A 16,822-nucleotide genomic window follows, 5' to 3' on the forward strand; every position below is an offset into this window, starting at 1 on the left:
GTCCTGCGCGTCGGCGATCGCCCCGCCGTAGAGGCCTGCGACGACCAGGGGCACGAGTGCGAACAGGCTGAGCAGGCCCACGCTGAACGTGGACTGGGTGAGCGAGTAGATCTGGAGGCTGACGGCGACGATGGTGAGCTGCGTGCCGATGGCCGAGAGTGCCGACCCGATGTAGAGCCGCCGGAATGCCGGCGATTCCTTCAGCGGGGTGATGTCGGCGAGGAGTCGTGGCACGGGGAAAGTCTAGCCGGGCATTGATTCGCTGCAGCAACGAACCTGGCACGCCTCAGGCGGAGTCGCGTTCCCCTGCCCCGATGGCGCGGTCGATCTCCTGCAGGACCCGCCTGTCCGCGATGGGCCGGAAATGGCCCATGGTGTCCAGTTGGACGTTCCGTGCCCCCTCCACGAAGCTCCCGCCCGGGATGTGGGGATCGAACCGCCCGTAGATCGAGGTGATGCGGCTGTTGAGCGCGAGATTGGCCAGGAGCGTCCGGAGCGTCGGGTTGCGCGGCGAGAACGCGCGGATGCTCGGCAGGAAGAAGAATTCGGCGTAGACGGAACCGGAGAACGGCGTGTTGACGGCGACGAGGCGGGTGATCCGCGGTGCCACGCCGGACATGGTCATGAGGAACTTGCCGATCAGCCCGCCCTTGCTGTGCGCCACGATCACGACGTCGGTGAGGTCGTGCTCCTCGAGGTAGCCGGCGGCGAGCTGGGCCATCGCCTCCACGGTGCCGCGGTTGTACCCGAGTTTCTGCACGACATGCACGGGATGACCTGCCCGGTGCAGGTGGTCGGCGACGGGCCGCAGGAACTGCCAGGTCTCGTAGATGCCCGGGATGAGGAGCACCGGTGCCTTGCCTCGGGGAGCATCGGCGGCGGGAGTGAGGTACTGGGCGGGATCGGCCCGGAAGAGGAAACCCTGAACCTGCCAGAAGCCCACGTAGGCGTAGTCCAGCAGCCAGGCCCGGCCACGCTCGAAGAGGTTCACTCTTTCCACGGTACCCATCGCGAGCCACCCGTGGTGCGCAAGTTAGTCGGACCTTATTATGACTAACTCAGATTTACTGGTTCACTGAAGCCATGATGCAGGCAGCGATGACACCGGAGGCCCGCGAGGCCCGCTGGTCCGCAGCCCTTCATGTCCACGGCCGCCGCGTGACGCGCCAGCGCCTCGCGGTCCTCGCCGCCGTCGAGCAGTACCCCCACGCCACGGCCGACGACGCCGCGACCGCGGTCCGCGCGGACCTGCCGCACATCACGGTGCAGTCCGTCTACGTGATCCTGGCCGACCTCACCGACATCGGCCTGCTGCGCCGCATCGACACGCCGCACTCCCCTGCCCGGTACGAGACCCGTGTGGGCGACAACCACCACCACGCGATCTGCACCGGCTGCGGCCGGATCGAGGACGTCGACTGCGCCGTGGGACACGCGCCCTGCCTGACCCCCGAGTGGTCGCCCGGTGCACGCCGCATGACCATCCAGATCGCGGAGGTCCTCTACCAGGGCCTCTGCGACGACTGCCGCTCGGCAGCCCCCAGCCACCACTGATCCCCAACCCCTAGGAACAGGAGCACTATGTCCGCGAACTTCAGCACCACGCAGTCCGGCGCCCCCGTCATCGATGACAGCAACTCGTCCGTCCTTGGCCGCGACGGCGCCATCCCGCTGACCGACCACTACCTCATCGAGAAGCTGGCCCAGTTCAACCGCGAGCGCGTCCCCGAGCGCGTGGTCCACGCCAAGGGCGGCGGAGCGTTCGGTGTCTTCGAGACCACCGAGGACGTCAGCATGTACACCCGCGCGGCGCTCTTCCAGAAGGGCACGACGACGGAGACCCTCCTCCGCTTCTCCTCCGTGGCCGGCGAGCAGGGCTCACCGGATACGTGGCGCGACCCCCGAGGCTTCGCCCTGAAGTTCTACACCTCCGAGGGCAACTACGACCTCGTGGGCAACAACACCCCGGTGTTCTTCATCCGCGACGGCATCAAGTTCCCCGACTTCATCCACTCGCAGAAGCGCCTTCCCGGCACCAACCTGCGCGACGCCGACATGCAGTGGGACTTCTGGACGCTCAGCCCCGAGTCGGCGCACCAGGTGACCTGGCTGATGGGTGACCGCGGCCTGCCGAACTCGTGGCGCACCATGAACGGCTACGGCTCGCACACCTACATGTGGATCAACGAGTCCAACGAGAAGTTCTGGGTCAAGTACCACTTCAAGTCCAACCAGGGCCACGAGGTGCTGACGGTCGACGAGGCCGAGGCGCTGGCCGGCTCGGACGCCGACCACCACCTGCGCGACCTCTCGGAGAACATCGCGAAGGGCAACCACCCGAGCTGGGACCTCAAGGTCCAGATCATGCCCTACGACGATGCGAAGACGTACCGGTTCAACCCGTTCGACCTCACGAAGGTCTGGCCCCAGGGCGACTACCCCCTGATCCCGGTCGGCAGGCTCACGCTGAACCGCAACCCGGAGAACTACTTCGCGCAGATCGAGCAGGCGACGTTCGCGCCGTCGAACTTCGTGCCCGGTATCGCCGCGAGCCCCGACCGCATGCTGCAGGCCCGCATCTTCTCCTACGCGGACGCGCACCGCTACCGCGTGGGCACCAACCACGCGCAGCTGCCCGTGAACATGCCGAAGAACGAGGTGCGGAACTACTCGAAGGACGGCGCGGCGCGCTACTACTTCAACTCCTCCTCCACCCCGGTGTACGCGCCGAACTCCGTCGGCGGGCCCGCCGCGGATCCGGCGCAGTACGGTGCGCACGGCGGCTGGGAGAACGACGGCGACCTCGTCCGGGCAGCCCACTCGCTGCACGCGGAGGACGACGACTTCGGCCAGGCCGGCACGCTGTACCGCGAGGTGTTCGACGACGCGCAGCGTGCGCGCTTCCTGGAGACGATCACCGGCGCCGTGGGCGGCGTGAAGAGTGACGACATCCGCGCCCGCGCCATCCAGTACTGGGCGAACGTGGACGCCGAACTCGGCGCGAAGCTGGCCGCGAACCTCGGCCACGGCATCACGCCGGCCACCGAGTCGGAGGCCGCCCTCTACTAGGGGATGCACGGACAAGGGCGGGCCCGATCGGGTCCGCCCTTTCCCGTGTCCCGCGCCGCCCGTCCGAGGTGCGGCGCTCCGGCGGAGCGGCGCGGGCCCCTAGGCTGGAACCATGCCTTCCCTGCCCTGCGCCGAACTGCACCTGCACATCGAGGGGACCCTGGAGCCGGAGCTCATCTTCACCCTGGCCGCCCGCAACGGGATCCGCCTGCCCTACGCCGACACGGCCGACCTGGCGGATCGTTACGCGTTCACCGACCTGCAGTCGTTCCTCGACCTGTACTACGCCAACATGGACGTGCTGCGCACCGAGGCGGACTTCACCGACATGACCCGGGCCTACCTCCGCCGCACAGCCGCGGCCGGAGTGCGGCACGCGGAGATCATGATGGACCCGCAGGCGCACCTCGCCCGCGGCATCGCCCTCGAGACCTGTGTCGGCGGAGTGGCTGCAGCACTGTCCACGAGCGAGGCCGACTACGGCATCAGCACCTCGCTGATCGCCGCCTTCCTGCGCGACCGCCCCGCCGCGGAGGCGCTCGCGGTCCTGCGGGACCTCCTCGCCATGGAGGCCCCGATCATCGGGATCGGCCTCGACTCCGCCGAGGTGGGCTATCCGCCATCGCTCTTCGCCGAGGTGTACGACGTCGCACGCGCCGCCGGCCTGAAGTGCATCGCGCACGCGGGCGAGGAGGGCCCGCCCGGCTACGTCCGGGAGGCGCTCGACATCCTCCGGGTGGACCGGCTGGACCACGGCATCCGGTGCCTCGAGGACGAGGCGCTCGTGCAGCGGCTCGTCGCCGACCAGGTGCCGCTGACGGTCTGCCCGCTCTCGAACGTCCGGCTCCGCGCCGTCGCCACCCTCCGGGACCACCCGCTGCCGGCGATGCTGGCCCGCGGGCTGAACGTATCCGTGAACTCGGACGATCCCGCCTACTTCGGCGGGTACGTCGACGACAACTTCTCCGCGCTGCGGCAATCCTTCGGACTGGGCGTGGACGACCTCGCGACCCTCGCCGCCAACTCGTTCCGCTCCGCGTTCATCAGCGGGGAACGGCGCGCCGCCCTCCTGGCCGAGGTCGAGGCCTGGAGGTCCGCGCCGGGCGCGGCCGGCGTCGCCTAGGGTTCCCGGCCGACATCGTTTAGGCTCCCGGGCGCCGCGGTGCGAGACTGCAGGCAACGGCTGCACATCGGCGCACCGACGGAGGAGGACCGACCGTGGACGACTTCAGGATCCTGCATGCGGCCGGGATCCTCGAGGTCCTGTGGCGGCCCGGAGCCGTGATCGGGCCCGGCGAGCTCGACGTGCTCGCGAACACGATCACGCATTTCCCGCACTGGCACTCCGCCCCGATGCTGGTGCACCTGACCCTGGTCAGGCACATCACGCCGCCTGCACGCCAGATGCTCGTGGCCTACCGCCACCTCGGGCCCATCGCGCTGATCGGGAGCGACCCCGTGGACAGGGTCCTCGCCGCCTTCATCGCCCAGTCACGCAGCCGGACACGGTACTTCGCGGAAGCGGGCGACGCGCGGGACTGGTTGACCGCCGTCCGGCGGGACCTGCCGTCGCCGGTGGACCTCCGCGTCCCGTTGCACTGAACCACCGTCGGCGGACCCACCACCGGACCCTGTCCCTGTGCTTTCCTTCACATCCATGCCGATCCGTTGGATCCGCGGAAACGCCCGATGGTACGTTGCGGCCATGGACACCACGGCGCCCCCACCCGAGACCGACGAACCGGACCTGATCGTCCGGCATTCGGCCTTCGAGGATGTCCTCGGGATCGTCACGGGAACGTTCACGGTGTCGCTCGGCCTGTTCCTCCTCAAGACGAGTGGCGCCGTGACCGGTGGCACCGCCGGTCTGGCACTGCTCCTGAGCTATCTGGGCGGACTCCCCTTCAGCGTCCTGTTCTTCGCCGTGAACGTGCCGTTCTTCACACTGGCCGTGTGGAAGAAGGGATGGGATTTCACGCTGCGCACCATGGCGGCGGTCGCACTGGTCTCCGCCCTGTCCTACCTGCATCCCCTCGCGCTCGGGAACGTGATGCTGGATCCGCTCTATGCAGCCCTCGGTGGGAACCTGCTGGCAGGCGTGGGGCTCCTGATCCTCTTCCGCCACAAGGCGAGCCTCGGCGGGTTCAACATCCTCGCGCTGATCCTCCAGGAACGCCTGGGCTGGCGGGCCGGGTACGTCCAGATGGGTCTGGACACAGCCGTCATCCTCACGGCCCTCATCGTGGTCGGGCCGGCCGGCGTCCTGCTGTCCGCCGTCGGGGCCGTTCTGCTCAACCTGGTCCTGGCCCTCAACCACAGGCCCGGGCGCTACCTCGGCACGTAGCGGCTCCCGCCGGCCGGACGCACCGGCCGGACGACGCCCCGACGACGGCGCCGCCCGGCACGAGCAGGACTAGACGGAGACCGGTACGCGCTCCTCCTTCTCCTCGCGGAGCAGCTTCGCACCCTCGACGTCGACGTCCGGCAGGATCCGCTCGAGCCAGGCGGGAAGCCACCACGCGTGCCGTCCCAGCAGGTACATCGCGGCCGGAACCAGCGTCATGCGGACCACGAACGCGTCCAGCAGCACGCCGAAGGCGAGTCCGAACCCGATCGGGCGCACCATGGCGAGGTGCGAGAAGACAAAGCCCGCGAACACCGACACCATGATGATCGCCGCCGCGGTGACCACGCGCGCGCCGTGGCTGAAGCCGATGCGCACCGCGGCCTTCGGGTCGTCACCGTGGACGTACGCCTCACGCATGCCCGACACCAGGAACATCTGGTAATCCATCGCGAGGCCGAACAGGACGCCGATCAGGATGATCGGCAGGAAGCTCAGGATGGGCCCCGGATTGGTGACCCCGAAGAAGTCCCCGAGCCAGCCCCACTGGTAGATGGCGACCGTCGCGCCGAAACTCGCCAGGAGGGACAGCAGGAATCCGGCCGTCGCGATGACCGGCACGAGGATCGAGCGGAAGACCAGCAGGAGCAGGATCAGTGACAGGCCGACCACGATGCCCAGGTAGACCGGCAGCGCCTCCATCAGCTTCGCGGACACGTCGATGTTCGCGGCGGTCTGCCCGGTCACGGCGATCGGGACACCCGTCTCCTCCTCGAAGTCGTCGGTCAGAGCGCGGAGATCCCGGACGAGGTTCTCGGTGGTCTCGCTCGCCGGGCCCTCCTCCGGGAGGACCTGGAAGATCGCGGTACGACCGTCCTCGCTGACCGCCGCGGGCACGGATGCGGCGACGTCCGGCACCTCGAGCAGGCGGTCGTTGACGTCCAGCCGCAACGCGGTCAGCTCGGCGTCGTCGGCGGTCTCGGGCAGGGACCCCACGACGATCAGCGGGCCGTTGGTGCCCGCGCCGAACTTGTCCCCGATCGTGCTGTAGGCCTGGAACGCCGTCGAGTCGGCGGGTTCGGTGCCGCCGTCGGGCAGGCCCACGCGGAGCTGTGCCGCAGGGATCGCGATGACGCCGAGGAGGAGGATCCCGGCGAGGACCGTCAGGACGGGCCGCCGCGTGACGATGCCGCCCCATCCCGCGCCCCGCGCCGCGCGTTGGTCGGCGAGGGACGTTCCGCTGTCCGTATCGAGCGGTGCGGCGGCCGAGTGCCTGCCACCGTGGGTCCGGGCCCAGCGGCGCTTCGAGACGACCCGCCGTCCGATCACCGCGAGCAGGGCCGGCGTGAGGGTCAGGGCCACGAGCACGGACACCGCGACGGTACCGGCGGCCGACAGTCCCATCACCGTCAGGAACGGCAATCCCGGTACTGCCAGCGCGGCGAGGGCCACGATCACGGTGATACCGGCGAAGAGGACCGCGTTACCCGCCGTGCCCGTTGCCCGGGCGAGCGACTCCTGCAGGTCCATCCCGTGCAGCAGCTGCGTGCGGTGCCTGTTCACGATGAACAGAGAATAGTCGATGCCGACGGCGAGCCCGAGCATCAGGGCGAGGACGGGAGAGATGCTGTTCATCTCGATCACGCCGGAGAGCGCGAACGTGATGCCCACGCCCACCCCGACGCCGACGATGGCCATGAGGAGCGGGAGCCCGGCGGCGATCAGCGTGCCCAGCATCACGATCAGGACGACGGCGGCGACGGCCAGGCCGACGGCCTCCGTGGCACCGACGATCCCCGATACGTCCTCGACGATCTCCTTGCTGTAGTCGACGGCCACGCCGGCTGTCTCGGCGTCGGCGGCCGTCTCCTGGACCGCTTCCCGCAGTTCGGGCGACACGCCGTTGATCTGCTGCTCGAACTGCACGCTGGCGACCGCCGTCGTGCCGTCCTCGGAGACGAGGCTCACGCCGGACGTCGCCTCGAGCTGACGCTGGGCGAGCTCCAGCTCGGCCCTGCCGGACTCGAGCTGCTCGCGGCCGGATGCGAGCTCGGTCCGGCTCGCGTCGAGCTGCGCCTGTCCCTGCGCGAGCTGCTGTTCGGTGGTGGTCACCTGCGCCGGCGGGAGCGTTCCGCGGGCCTGTTCGAGCTGCGCACGCTGCTGGTCGAGCTGGGCCTGGCCCTGCACGAGCTGCGCCTCGCCCGCGCTCAGCTGCTGCTCGCTCGCCGTGAGCTCGGCGCGGCCCGCTTCGATCTCCTGACCACCGGCGGCGACCTGGTCCGCGACGTCGAACGGGTCGACGACACCGCGCACACCGTCCAGGTCCGCGATCGCTGCCAGAGCGGACTCGACCCCGTCGCGTTGCTCGGGCGAGAAGGCGGTCCCGTCCTCGGTGGTGAAGACCACGGTGCCGGTCCCGCCGACGGCCTCGGGCAGTTCCTCCCGCAACCGGTCGGAGATGCGCTGCGACTCCGTCCCGGGGATCGTGAAGTTGTTCGTGAGGGTTCCCGAGAAGGCGACGGCGGCCCCCGCCACCGCGAGCATGATCGCCAGCCATGCGGAGATGACCCACCACCTCCTCCGGAACGCGAACGAGCCGAGCCGGTAGAGCAGAAAAGCCATGGAGTGGTCCTTGCGGGGTGAGGGGCGGAGGCCGGGGAAGGGGTGGTGTCAGGGACCGGCAGTTACGGACGGCACAGGGCTCGTGCCCTGCGCCGTCGCCGTCGTGTCCGCGGCGATGTCCGCCGTGGAATCGGTCGTGGGATCGGCTATGGGATCGGTCGTGGGATCGGCGAAACCGTTCCGCAGCATGGTCAGCGATGCGAGGATGCGCGCCTCGAGCTGCGTGCCCGAGTCGTCGCCGGACTCGGGCGTGCTGGCGGCCCAGTCCCGCATGGCCGCCTTCGTGCAGGACAGCACGCACCCCACCAGCGCGGTGAGGTAGAGGGTGGATGCGGCAGGTCCGAGGCGCCGACGCAGGGCCTCGACGATCAGGGCCTCCGCCCGCTCCCACGAGTGCAGCTGTGCGCGCAGGAGATCGGGATTCGAGTCCGCCATCCGGAAGAGCTCGCCGTGCTGGGACAGCCCCTCCATCCGTGTGGTCTCGGAGAACGCCCGGACGATGGAGTCGAACAACGGCTCGTCCTGAGGTAGCTGCCCGAAGACGGCGAGCGCGAGTTCGAGGAACCCGTCCGTCCGCACGGTCAGGGCGTCCTCCGCACTGTGGAAGTAGTTGAAGAACGTCCTGCGCGACACTCCGGCCCGCGCGGCAATCTGGTCCACGGTGAAGGCTCCCGGACCGACGGAGCGGGCGAGGTCGAAGGCCGCGTCCGTGATCGCGCGGCGCGTGTCGACCTTGTTCTGTTCACGGCGGCCCAGAGGGCCGGCGTTCTCGGTAGTACTCAGCACGGGTCAAGCGTAGAGGCAAAGTTGCACACCGTGCAAACAACGGGACAGCCGAATCTCACTGCACGCGTTCCGCCCCCCGGGCGTACGCTGGCCGGGCACCCCTTCCCTCGACACAAGGCGGCTCCATGAAGACCATCCGACTCGGTTCCAGCCTCGACGTCTCCCGGCTCGGCCTCGGCTGCATGGGGATGTCCGCGTTCTACACCGGCAGCGGCACCGACGACGCGGGTGCGACGAGGACCCTCCACCGCGCCCTCGATCTCGGTGTCACCTTCTTCGACACCGCCGAGATGTACGGCCCGTACACGAACGAGGAACTGCTCGGCCGGGCCCTGAAGGACCGGCGGGACGACGTCGTGATCGCCACGAAGTTCGGCACCATCCGCCATACCGCGGGAGACGCCGGAGGCATCGATGGGAGCCCGGAGAACGTGCGCCTCTCGATCGACGGATCGCTCCGGCGGCTCGGCACCGACCACGTCGACCTCTACTACCAGCACCGGATGGACCCCTCGGTCCCCGTGGAGGAGACCATGGGCGCCCTGGCGGACCTCGTCCGGGAGGGCAAGATCCTGCACATCGGGCTCTCGGAAGCGGCACCGGAGACGATCCGCCGGGCGCACGCCGTCCATCCCGTGACGGCGCTGCAGACCGAGTACTCCCTGTGGAGCAGGGATCCAGAACGCGAGCTCCTCCCCCTGGTCCGCGAACTCGGTATCGGGTTCGTACCCTATTCGCCGCTGGGCAGGGGATTCCTGACCGGCACCATCCGCTCGGTGGACGCGCTCGACGAGTCGGACTTCCGCCGCCGGAACCCCCGCTTCGCAGGAGAGAACCTGCAGGCGAACATCCGGATCGTCGAACAGGTGGACGACGTCGCCCAGCAGGTCGGAGCCACGCCGGGCCAGGTGGCCCTGGCCTGGCTCCTCGCGCAGGGGGACGACATCGCTCCCATCCCCGGGACCAAGCAGGTGCACTACCTCGAGGAGAACGTCGCCGCGGACGGCCTCACCCTCACGGCCGGCCAGCTGGAGCAACTCGACGCCGTCGCCGCACCCGTCGGCGACCGCTACGAGGACATGTCCGGCGTCGACCGCTAGCCGCGGTCGGCACGACGGGCGGTTGGCAACCGCAATCTTCCCGACCGTCCGCCATCCTCCGGATGGTAGACCGTAGGCATGCTTCGCAATCCGGTCGAGGCGCGCGGCAACCCTCTGCGGGAGGCGGCGGCGCAGCTGGAGCCGCACACCCTCCGACGAGCCGGAGGGTGAGCACCGCGCTTCCGATGATGACCGGTTCCCGGATCAGCTCCGCACCCCGTGGAGCCCGAGTACAGGACGCGGAAGACGTGGAGGACGAATGTGTGGGATCGCCGGTGAGATAGCCTTCCGGGGTGCTCGTGCGGAGCAGGAACCCGTGGCGCGCATGACGGCCGCGATGGCGTCGCGGGGCCCGGACGGGCACGGGAGCTGGACCAACGGCCGGGTCGCCCTGGGACACCGGCGCCTCACCGTCATCGACCTCTCCGAGGCGGGTGCCCAGCCCATGCACGACCCCGGCTCGGGCCTGACCATCGTCTTCAACGGCTGCATCTACAACTACCCGGAGCTCAGGGCCGAACTCGGCGGCGACACTGTCTTCTCCTCCACGAGCGACACCGAAGGCATCCTGCGCGCGTACCAGCGCTGGGACGAGGACTTCGTGGACCACCTCGTGGGGATGTTCGCCGTCGCCGTCGTGGACGAGCGCCGCGAGCGCGTCGTGATGGCGCGGGACCGCCTCGGCATCAAACCCCTCTACATCGCGGAACTGCCGGGACGGCTGCGCTTCGCCTCCACCCTCCCAGCCCTCGTGGCCGGCGGCGGTGTGAACACCTCCATCGACGAGGTGGCGCTCCACCACTACCTGAGCTGGCACTCCATCGTCCCCGCCCCGCGGACCATCCTGCGGGGTGTCCGCAAGCTGCCCCCCGCGACCGTCCGGGTGATCGACGCCGATGGCGGCCGCCGCGACCGCGTGTACTGGAAGCCCGACTACGTGCGTAACGCCGGCAAGGCGGACTGGAGCGTCGACGACTGGCAGGACGCGCTGCACGAGTCCCTGACCACCGCCGTCCGGCGCCGGCTCGTCTCGGACGTGCCCGTGGGCGTGCTGCTGTCCGGCGGCGTCGACTCGAGCCTCATCGTGGCGCTGCTCGCCGAACTCGGGCAGGAGGGCCTGAGTACCTTCAGCATCGGCTTCGACGGCGCGGGCGGGGAGGAGGGCGACGAGTTCCGTTACTCGGACCTCATCGCCGAGAAGTACGGGACGCGTCACCACCGCATCTCCATCGCAGGCTCGGAGCTCGTGCCGGCCATCGAGGACACGATCGGCGCGATGACCGAGCCCATGGGCACCCAGGACGTGACGGGGTTCTATCTCCTCTCGAAGACGGTCTCGGAGCACATCAAGGTGGTGCAGTCCGGGCAGGGCGCGGACGAGGTGTTCGCCGGGTACGCCTACCACCAGCCCGCCGGGACGGCATCCCGCAGGGAGGCGCTCGATGCCTTCCGCGGCGCATTCCTCGACCGCACGCACGAACAGATCGCCGACGTCGTCGAACCTGAGTGGTACACGGACACCGACGTGAGCCGTGCGCTGCTGGAGGCACACCTCGACGCTCCCGGCGCCGACAGCGCACTCGACGCCGTCCTGCGGCTCGACACCCACCTGTTGCTGGTCGACGACCCCGTGAAGCGCGTGGACAGCATGACGATGGCGTGGGGGCTCGAGGCCCGCGTCCCTTTCCTCGACCAGGACCTCGTCACCCTCGCCGCGCAATGCCCGCCCGAGTTCAAGGCCACGCAGGGCGGGAAGGGCATCCCCAAGGACATCGCCCGGAAGGTCATCCCACCCGAGGTGATCGACAGGCCCAAGGGCTACTTCCCCGTCCCACCCGTCAAGTATCTGGCCGAACCGCTCCTCACGACCGTGCGCGAGGCCCTCCGGGCCCCCGAGGCGAAGGACCGCGGGCTCTTCCGCGCCGACTACGTCGACCTCCTGCTGGACGAGCCGAACGGACACTACAGCCCGGGCGGCAACAACATGCTGTGGCAGCTCGGCGTGCTGGAGCTCTGGCTCCAGCGGCACGGCATCACGGGGTGACGGCGCGGAGGCGGCCCGTCAGCTCCTGCCCTTCCGGCGTGCCGGGAAATTGCCCGTGTTCGCCAGCTCGTCGGCCACGGACAGCAGTTTGAGGTTCATCTCGGTGGACACCCTCACCAGCATGATGAACGCCTGCCCCGCGGTGATGCCGTACCTCTCCATGAGGATGCCCTTGGCCTGGCCGATCAGGTCACGGGTGGCGATGGCGTCCTTGAACTGGTGGAGCTTCTGCGCGTCGGCGAAGGCGACCGCGGCATGGGACGCCGCCAGCCGGCCCACGTAGTCCGATTCCTCCGTGAAGGCGTGCGGGGCGCGGCCGATGAGGTTGAGCGCCCCGAGGTTGTCGCCCTCGACGAAGAGCTGGAAGGACAGCATGCTGCCCGCGCCCGCCCGGACCGCCTTCGTGGAGAACTCCGGCCACCGGCTCTCGGTGCGCAGGTCGGGCACCCGGACGGTCTGCTCGTCGTACACCGCGCTCATGCACGGTCCTTCGCCGGTCCGTTCCTGGAGTTCGTCGATCGCCCGCGCGAGGTCTCCCGACGGTGCGCGGGACTCGACCCGGCGGCGCGCCATGACGAGCGTGATCGATCCTTCGTCGGCGCCGGGTACGAGGCTGATCGCGGCGCGCACCAGGTGCTCGAGCACGGCATCCTCGGAGTCCTCCTGCTGCAGGGACCGCGCCAGGTCGCTCAGCCGACCGGCGACGTCGTCGTGCGGGGCGACCCAGGGCCCGCGATGCTCCCCTTGCCCGTCGTCCGTGATCATGGAAGTCTCCCCTGCCTGCAGCGGCACCGCGTCCGGGCCGGACGGGCTGCCCGGCGGTGGCCCGCGGAACCCCACCGTACCAGTGACCTGCGTCGTGGCAGCGGGTGTCGATGCCTGAGGGGTACGGACAGGGGCCCGGGTTCCCGGACCCCTGTCCGTCACGGCTGGGCCATCAGCCTCGAGCGGATGAGGAACCGTTTGCCCTCCGGTGCCTCGACCGAGAAGCCGCTCCCCCGTCCGGGCACCACGTCGACCGTCAGGTGCGTGTGGCGCCAGTACTCGAACTGCTCACGGGACATCCAGAACTCGATGAGGCGAGGCTCGTCGCCGACGGTCGAGATGTCCAGGACGCCGAGCAGCACGTCCGCCTCCGCCGTGATGAACTCCCCGGCCGGGTAGCACATCGGCGACGAGCCGTCGCAGCACCCGCCGGACTGGTGGAACATCAACGGCCCGTGGATGAGCCACAGCTTCTCCAGCAGCTCGACGGCGCTGTCCGTCAGCGCCACCCGGGAGGAGGTCTCCCCCGGGAGGGTCACCGAGGCTTCGACGGTCATCGCATCTCCTAGAAGAAGCCGAGCTTGGATTCCGAGTAGCTCACCAGCAGGTTCTTGGTCTGCTGGTAGTGATCGAGCATCATGGCGTGGTTCTCACGTCCGATGCCCGAGGACTTGTAGCCGCCGAACGCAGCTCCTGCCGGATAGGCGTGGTAGTTGTTCACCCACACGCGACCCGCCTGGATCTCCCTCCCGGCACGGTAGGCGACATTCCCGTTCCGGGACCACACGCCGGCGCCGAGTCCGTACAGGGTGTCGTTGGCGATCTCCATGGCCTCCGCGTAATCCTCGAAGCGCGTCACCGACACCACCGGGCCGAAGATCTCCTCCTGGAACACCCGCATGCTGTTGGTGCCCTCGAACACGGTGGGCTTCACGTAGTAGCCCTCGGCGAGGTCGCCGTCGAGGATGTTCCGCTCGCCGCCGATCAGGACCTTCGCGCCCTCCTGCGTGCCGATGTCCATGTAGGACAGGATCTTCTCGAGCTGGTCGTTGGAGGCCTGCGCGCCGACCTGCGTGTCGGTGTCGAGCGGATTGCCCTGGACCATCTTCTCCACGCGGGCGATCGCGTCGGCCATGAACGAGTCGTAGATGGAGCCCTGCACGAGCGCGCGGGACGGGCACGTGCAGACCTCGCCCTGGTTCAGCGCGAAGAGCGCGAAGCCCTCGAGCGCCTTGTCGTAGAACGAGTCGTTGCTGTCCGCGACGTCCGAGAAGAAGATGTTGGGGCTCTTGCCCCCGAGTTCCAGTGTGACCGGGATCAGGTTCTGGCTCGCGTACTGGCTGATCAGCCGGCCCGTCGTCGTCTCGCCGGTGAACGCGATCTTGCGGATGCGCTTGCTCGAGGCGAGCGGCTTCCCGGACTCGACGCCGAATCCGTTGACCACGTTCACGACGCCCGCGGGGAGGATGTCGCTGATCAGCTCCATCAGGACCAGGATGGACGACGGCGTCTGCTCGGCAGGCTTGAGCACGACGGCGTTGCCGGCGGCGATCGCGGGTGCGAGCTTCCAGGTCGCCATGAGGATCGGGAAGTTCCAGGGGATGATCTGCCCGACGACGCCGAGCGGCTCGTGGTAGTGGTACGCCGTCATGTCCTCGTCCAGCTGGGACAGGTGGCCTTCCTGCGCGCGGATGGCGCTGGCGAAGTAGCGGAAGTGGTCGATGGCGAGGGGCATGTCAGCAGCGAGCGTCTCACGGACGGGCTTGCCGTTGTCCCACGTCTCTGCCACCGCGAGCATCTCGAGGTTCTCCTCCATGCGGTCCGCGATGCGGTTGAGGACCGAGGCCCGCTCGGCGACGGAGGTCTTGCCCCAGGCGGGAGCGGCCTTGTGCGCTGCGTCGAGGGCCAGTTCGATGTCTTCCGCCGTGCCGCGTGCCACCTCGCAGAAGGCCTTGCCGGTGACCGGCGAGATGTTCTCGAAGTACTGGCCCTTGATGGGTGGAGCCCATTCGCCGCCGATCCAGTTCTCGTACCTCGGCTTGAAACTGACCTTCGATCCGTCCTGGCCAGGCTGGGCGTAAACAGTCATTGTCCAACTCCTTGAACTCCGTGTGTGCAGGACGTCGTCGTCCCTGCTGCACACACTAGGAGCCCGGTGGTTGCATCAACGTTGCATACCCCGCGGGGTCGCCGGGGCAGCGTCCAGGTGGCCCGTCCGCCTAGCCCTGTTCGCGCGTCGGTACCGCCGCGATCCCAGGCACGGGCCCATGCGCCGGATCGGCAGGCGTCGCCGGATCGGTGTCCTCGCACGTCGTCGCCTCGGGTTGAGCGTCGGCGCCGGTTCCCTGGGCGGGGACGGACGGCAGCAGCGCGGGCGCGGTGCCGGTGGGTTCCGTCACGGGAGCGGGGTCCGAGCCGGGCGCCGGCTCCCCCGGTTCCGTCGGATCGGTATCGCACCAAGGGTCCGGCGTAGGTGTCGGCGTCGCACTCGGCGTCGCACTCGGCGTCGGGACAGGCGTCGGAGTCGCACTCGGCGTCGCACTCGGCGTCGGGACAGGCGTCGGAGTCGCACTCGGGGTCGCACTCGGCGTCGGGACAGGCGTCGGAGTCGCACTCGGTGTCGGGGTCGGTGTCGGGACAGGTGTCGGGGTCGCACTCGGGGTCGGATCGGGTGTCGGGCTCGGCGTGGCGCCCGGGTTCGGCTTCCCGCTCGGACCCGGGGACGGCGTGGCACTCGGGGACGGCGTGGCACTCGGGGACGGCGTGGACGTCCCGCCCGGAGACGGCGTGGCCCCCGGCGTCGATTCGGGCGCGGGCTTCTGGGGCGCGGTGGCACCGGGAGTGGGCACCGGCTTCGGCGTGGTGCCGGGCCTGGAGACTCCGTTCCCGGGAGTGGAGGGCGCCGTGCCGGACGGATCCGCCGGCGCACCGGGGCCCGTCGGGGTACCCGGATCCAGGCCGTCGGTCCCTCCCGACGGGGCGGATGCCGCTGGTCGCGGGTAGGCGCCGGCCGTCGGCACGGGCTCGCCGGAGCGGGTGAAGGATTGCGCCCATGCCGGCATCGGGGCGGCAGCGCTGGTGCCCGGCGTGTAGTCCGTCAGTTCACCTCGGGGTGCTCCGTGCCCGATGGGGACGAGCTGCCACCGCACGGGGTCCACATGCTCGCCGTCCAGGATCGTCTCGAAGTGCAGGTGGCAGCCGGTCGAGGATCCCGTCGTCCCGATCGCGGCGATCGGGTCACCGCCGTCGACGGCGTCGCCCAGGGCGACCGAGATGCCCTGCAGGTGGTTGTAGGTGGTGATGAGGCCGTTGCCGTGGTCGACCTCGACCCGGTTGCCGCCTCCCCACTGGTGCCAGCCGACGGCCCGGACCGTGCCGGCATCGGCTGCGTAGACCGGCGTGCCGCACGGCGCGGAGAAGTCCTGACCGGTGTGGAACTCTCCGTGCTCCCCGGTGATGGGGCTCGTGCGGAAGCCGAAGGAGGAGCTCGGGGTCAGCGCGTCGAGGGGCGAGAAGAGGGTGCCGGCCATCGGACGCTTCGCACTGGAGGTCGTCGAGACGACGACCTCCTCGTCCGCGCTGACCTCGGCGCCGTCCGCGGCCTCGGGGAGCGGCATGGCCGGATCGAGGGCGTCGAGGCCGCCGAAGGGCGACAACAGGTAGGGCCCGACGACTCCCGTCGGTAGTGCATCATCGTGCAGCGCAGCGCTGGACCGGTGGGCCGCCGTGGCGGACACGGCCGACGCCGCTTCCCAGGACTGCGGGACGACGCCCTGGAATCCGACGAAGCACACGACCATGGCCAGGCTTGCCTTCATCTTCGTCCGGGAGGAGCGAGTAATCCGCCCCGGCACACGCGGTGTCCCACGGTGCTTTCCAGCCTGCGTCACGAGAATCCTCTGGTAGAAGCGGTCCTTCCGGTGGCAGATCCGACGGGCGTCACTGCCCGCAGTCCCGACCACCAAGGACAACGGTAGCCGGACGGTCCCGGGTCCGCGACGATTCGTTGCGATTCGCTAACAAAATTTGGGAGAACTTGAGCCAACGGACAGCGGGACGGACAACTCCGAGGCCGGTCGCTCGGGCCGCTCC

The 16,822-nt window shown here is 69.5% G+C and carries 15 protein-coding genes; 7 read left to right on the forward strand and 8 right to left on the reverse strand.

All coding sequences use genetic code 11. The features are described 5' to 3' along the window. Positions 1–234, reverse strand: a 234-nt coding sequence (locus CVO76_RS09605; RefSeq protein WP_208739088.1) for an MFS transporter, incomplete at its 3' end; no start/stop codon positions are given. 52 nt (positions 235–286) lie between these two features. Then, a complete protein-coding gene (locus CVO76_RS09610) occupies positions 287–991 on the reverse strand; it encodes an esterase/lipase family protein (protein WP_244185851.1) in 705 nt (234 codons plus the stop codon). A gap of 92 nt (positions 992–1,083) precedes the next feature. On the opposite strand from CVO76_RS09610, the gene CVO76_RS09615 reads away from it, so the two are divergent. From CVO76_RS09615 to CVO76_RS09635, 5 genes are all read left to right on the forward strand, one after another. Continuing rightward, positions 1,084–1,554 carry a Fur family transcriptional regulator gene (locus CVO76_RS09615; protein WP_432206091.1) on the forward strand — a complete coding sequence of 157 codons (471 nt, stop codon included), beginning with the start codon at positions 1,084–1,086 and terminating at the stop codon, positions 1,552–1,554. A 27-nt stretch (positions 1,555–1,581) separates the two neighbouring features. Beyond that, on the forward strand, positions 1,582–3,069 hold the full coding sequence (locus CVO76_RS09620) for a catalase (protein ID WP_208739090.1): 1,488 nt from the start codon (positions 1,582–1,584) through the stop codon (positions 3,067–3,069). A 112-nt stretch (positions 3,070–3,181) separates the two neighbouring features. Then, the gene (locus tag CVO76_RS09625) at positions 3,182–4,192 is read left to right on the forward strand and encodes an adenosine deaminase (protein WP_208739091.1); all 1,011 of its coding nucleotides are present in this window, start codon (positions 3,182–3,184) and stop codon (positions 4,190–4,192) included. A gap of 95 nt (positions 4,193–4,287) precedes the next feature. Then, positions 4,288–4,671, forward strand: coding sequence for a hypothetical protein (locus CVO76_RS09630; RefSeq protein WP_208739092.1), 384 nt, complete (start codon positions 4,288–4,290; stop codon positions 4,669–4,671). Positions 4,672–4,774: 103 nt separating this feature from the next. Beyond that, on the forward strand, positions 4,775–5,413 hold the full coding sequence (locus CVO76_RS09635; protein WP_208739093.1) for a YitT family protein: 639 nt from the start codon (positions 4,775–4,777) through the stop codon (positions 5,411–5,413). Between the two features lie 69 nt (positions 5,414–5,482). On the opposite strand, the gene CVO76_RS09640 is transcribed toward CVO76_RS09635, so the two are convergent. Then, positions 5,483–8,035 carry an MMPL family transporter gene (locus CVO76_RS09640; RefSeq protein WP_208739094.1) on the reverse strand — a complete coding sequence of 851 codons (2,553 nt, stop codon included), beginning with the start codon at positions 8,033–8,035 and terminating at the stop codon, positions 5,483–5,485. A gap of 48 nt (positions 8,036–8,083) precedes the next feature. Further along, positions 8,084–8,821, reverse strand: coding sequence for a TetR/AcrR family transcriptional regulator (locus tag CVO76_RS09645; RefSeq protein WP_208739095.1), 738 nt, complete (start codon positions 8,819–8,821; stop codon positions 8,084–8,086). A gap of 125 nt (positions 8,822–8,946) precedes the next feature. Here CVO76_RS09645 and CVO76_RS09650 point away from each other — a divergent pair, with 125 nt between their 5' ends. After that, positions 8,947–9,921, forward strand: coding sequence for an aldo/keto reductase (locus CVO76_RS09650; RefSeq protein WP_208739096.1), 975 nt, complete (start codon positions 8,947–8,949; stop codon positions 9,919–9,921). Between the two features lie 316 nt (positions 9,922–10,237). Further along, positions 10,238–11,965: an N-acetylglutaminylglutamine amidotransferase gene (locus CVO76_RS09655; RefSeq protein WP_244185852.1), complete on the forward strand. Its 1,728-nt coding sequence runs from the start codon at positions 10,238–10,240 to the stop codon at positions 11,963–11,965. A gap of 18 nt (positions 11,966–11,983) precedes the next feature. Here CVO76_RS09655 and CVO76_RS09660 read toward each other — a convergent pair whose 3' ends face one another. The 4 genes from CVO76_RS09660 to CVO76_RS09675 all read right to left on the reverse strand — a co-directional run bounded on the left by CVO76_RS09660 (position 11,984) and on the right by CVO76_RS09675 (position 16,548). Further along, positions 11,984–12,730, reverse strand: coding sequence for a GAF and ANTAR domain-containing protein (locus CVO76_RS09660; RefSeq protein ID WP_208739098.1), 747 nt, complete (start codon positions 12,728–12,730; stop codon positions 11,984–11,986). A 158-nt stretch (positions 12,731–12,888) separates the two neighbouring features. Next, positions 12,889–13,287, reverse strand: a complete 399-nt coding sequence (locus CVO76_RS09665) for a DUF779 domain-containing protein (protein WP_133081063.1) — start codon at positions 13,285–13,287, stop codon at positions 12,889–12,891. 8 nt (positions 13,288–13,295) lie between these two features. Beyond that, positions 13,296–14,819 (reverse strand): acetaldehyde dehydrogenase ExaC, encoded by a 1,524-nt coding sequence (exaC, locus tag CVO76_RS09670; RefSeq protein WP_208739099.1) that lies wholly within the window; start codon positions 14,817–14,819, stop codon positions 13,296–13,298. A 130-nt stretch (positions 14,820–14,949) separates the two neighbouring features. Continuing rightward, a complete protein-coding gene (locus tag CVO76_RS09675; RefSeq protein ID WP_208739100.1) occupies positions 14,950–16,548 on the reverse strand; it encodes a M23 family metallopeptidase in 1,599 nt (532 codons plus the stop codon). Positions 16,549–16,822: the final 274 nt, after the last annotated feature.

It is taken from the genome of Arthrobacter agilis (genome assembly GCF_002953615.1).
GTDB classification, from domain to species: Bacteria; Actinomycetota; Actinomycetes; order Actinomycetales; family Micrococcaceae; genus Arthrobacter_D; species Arthrobacter_D agilis_B.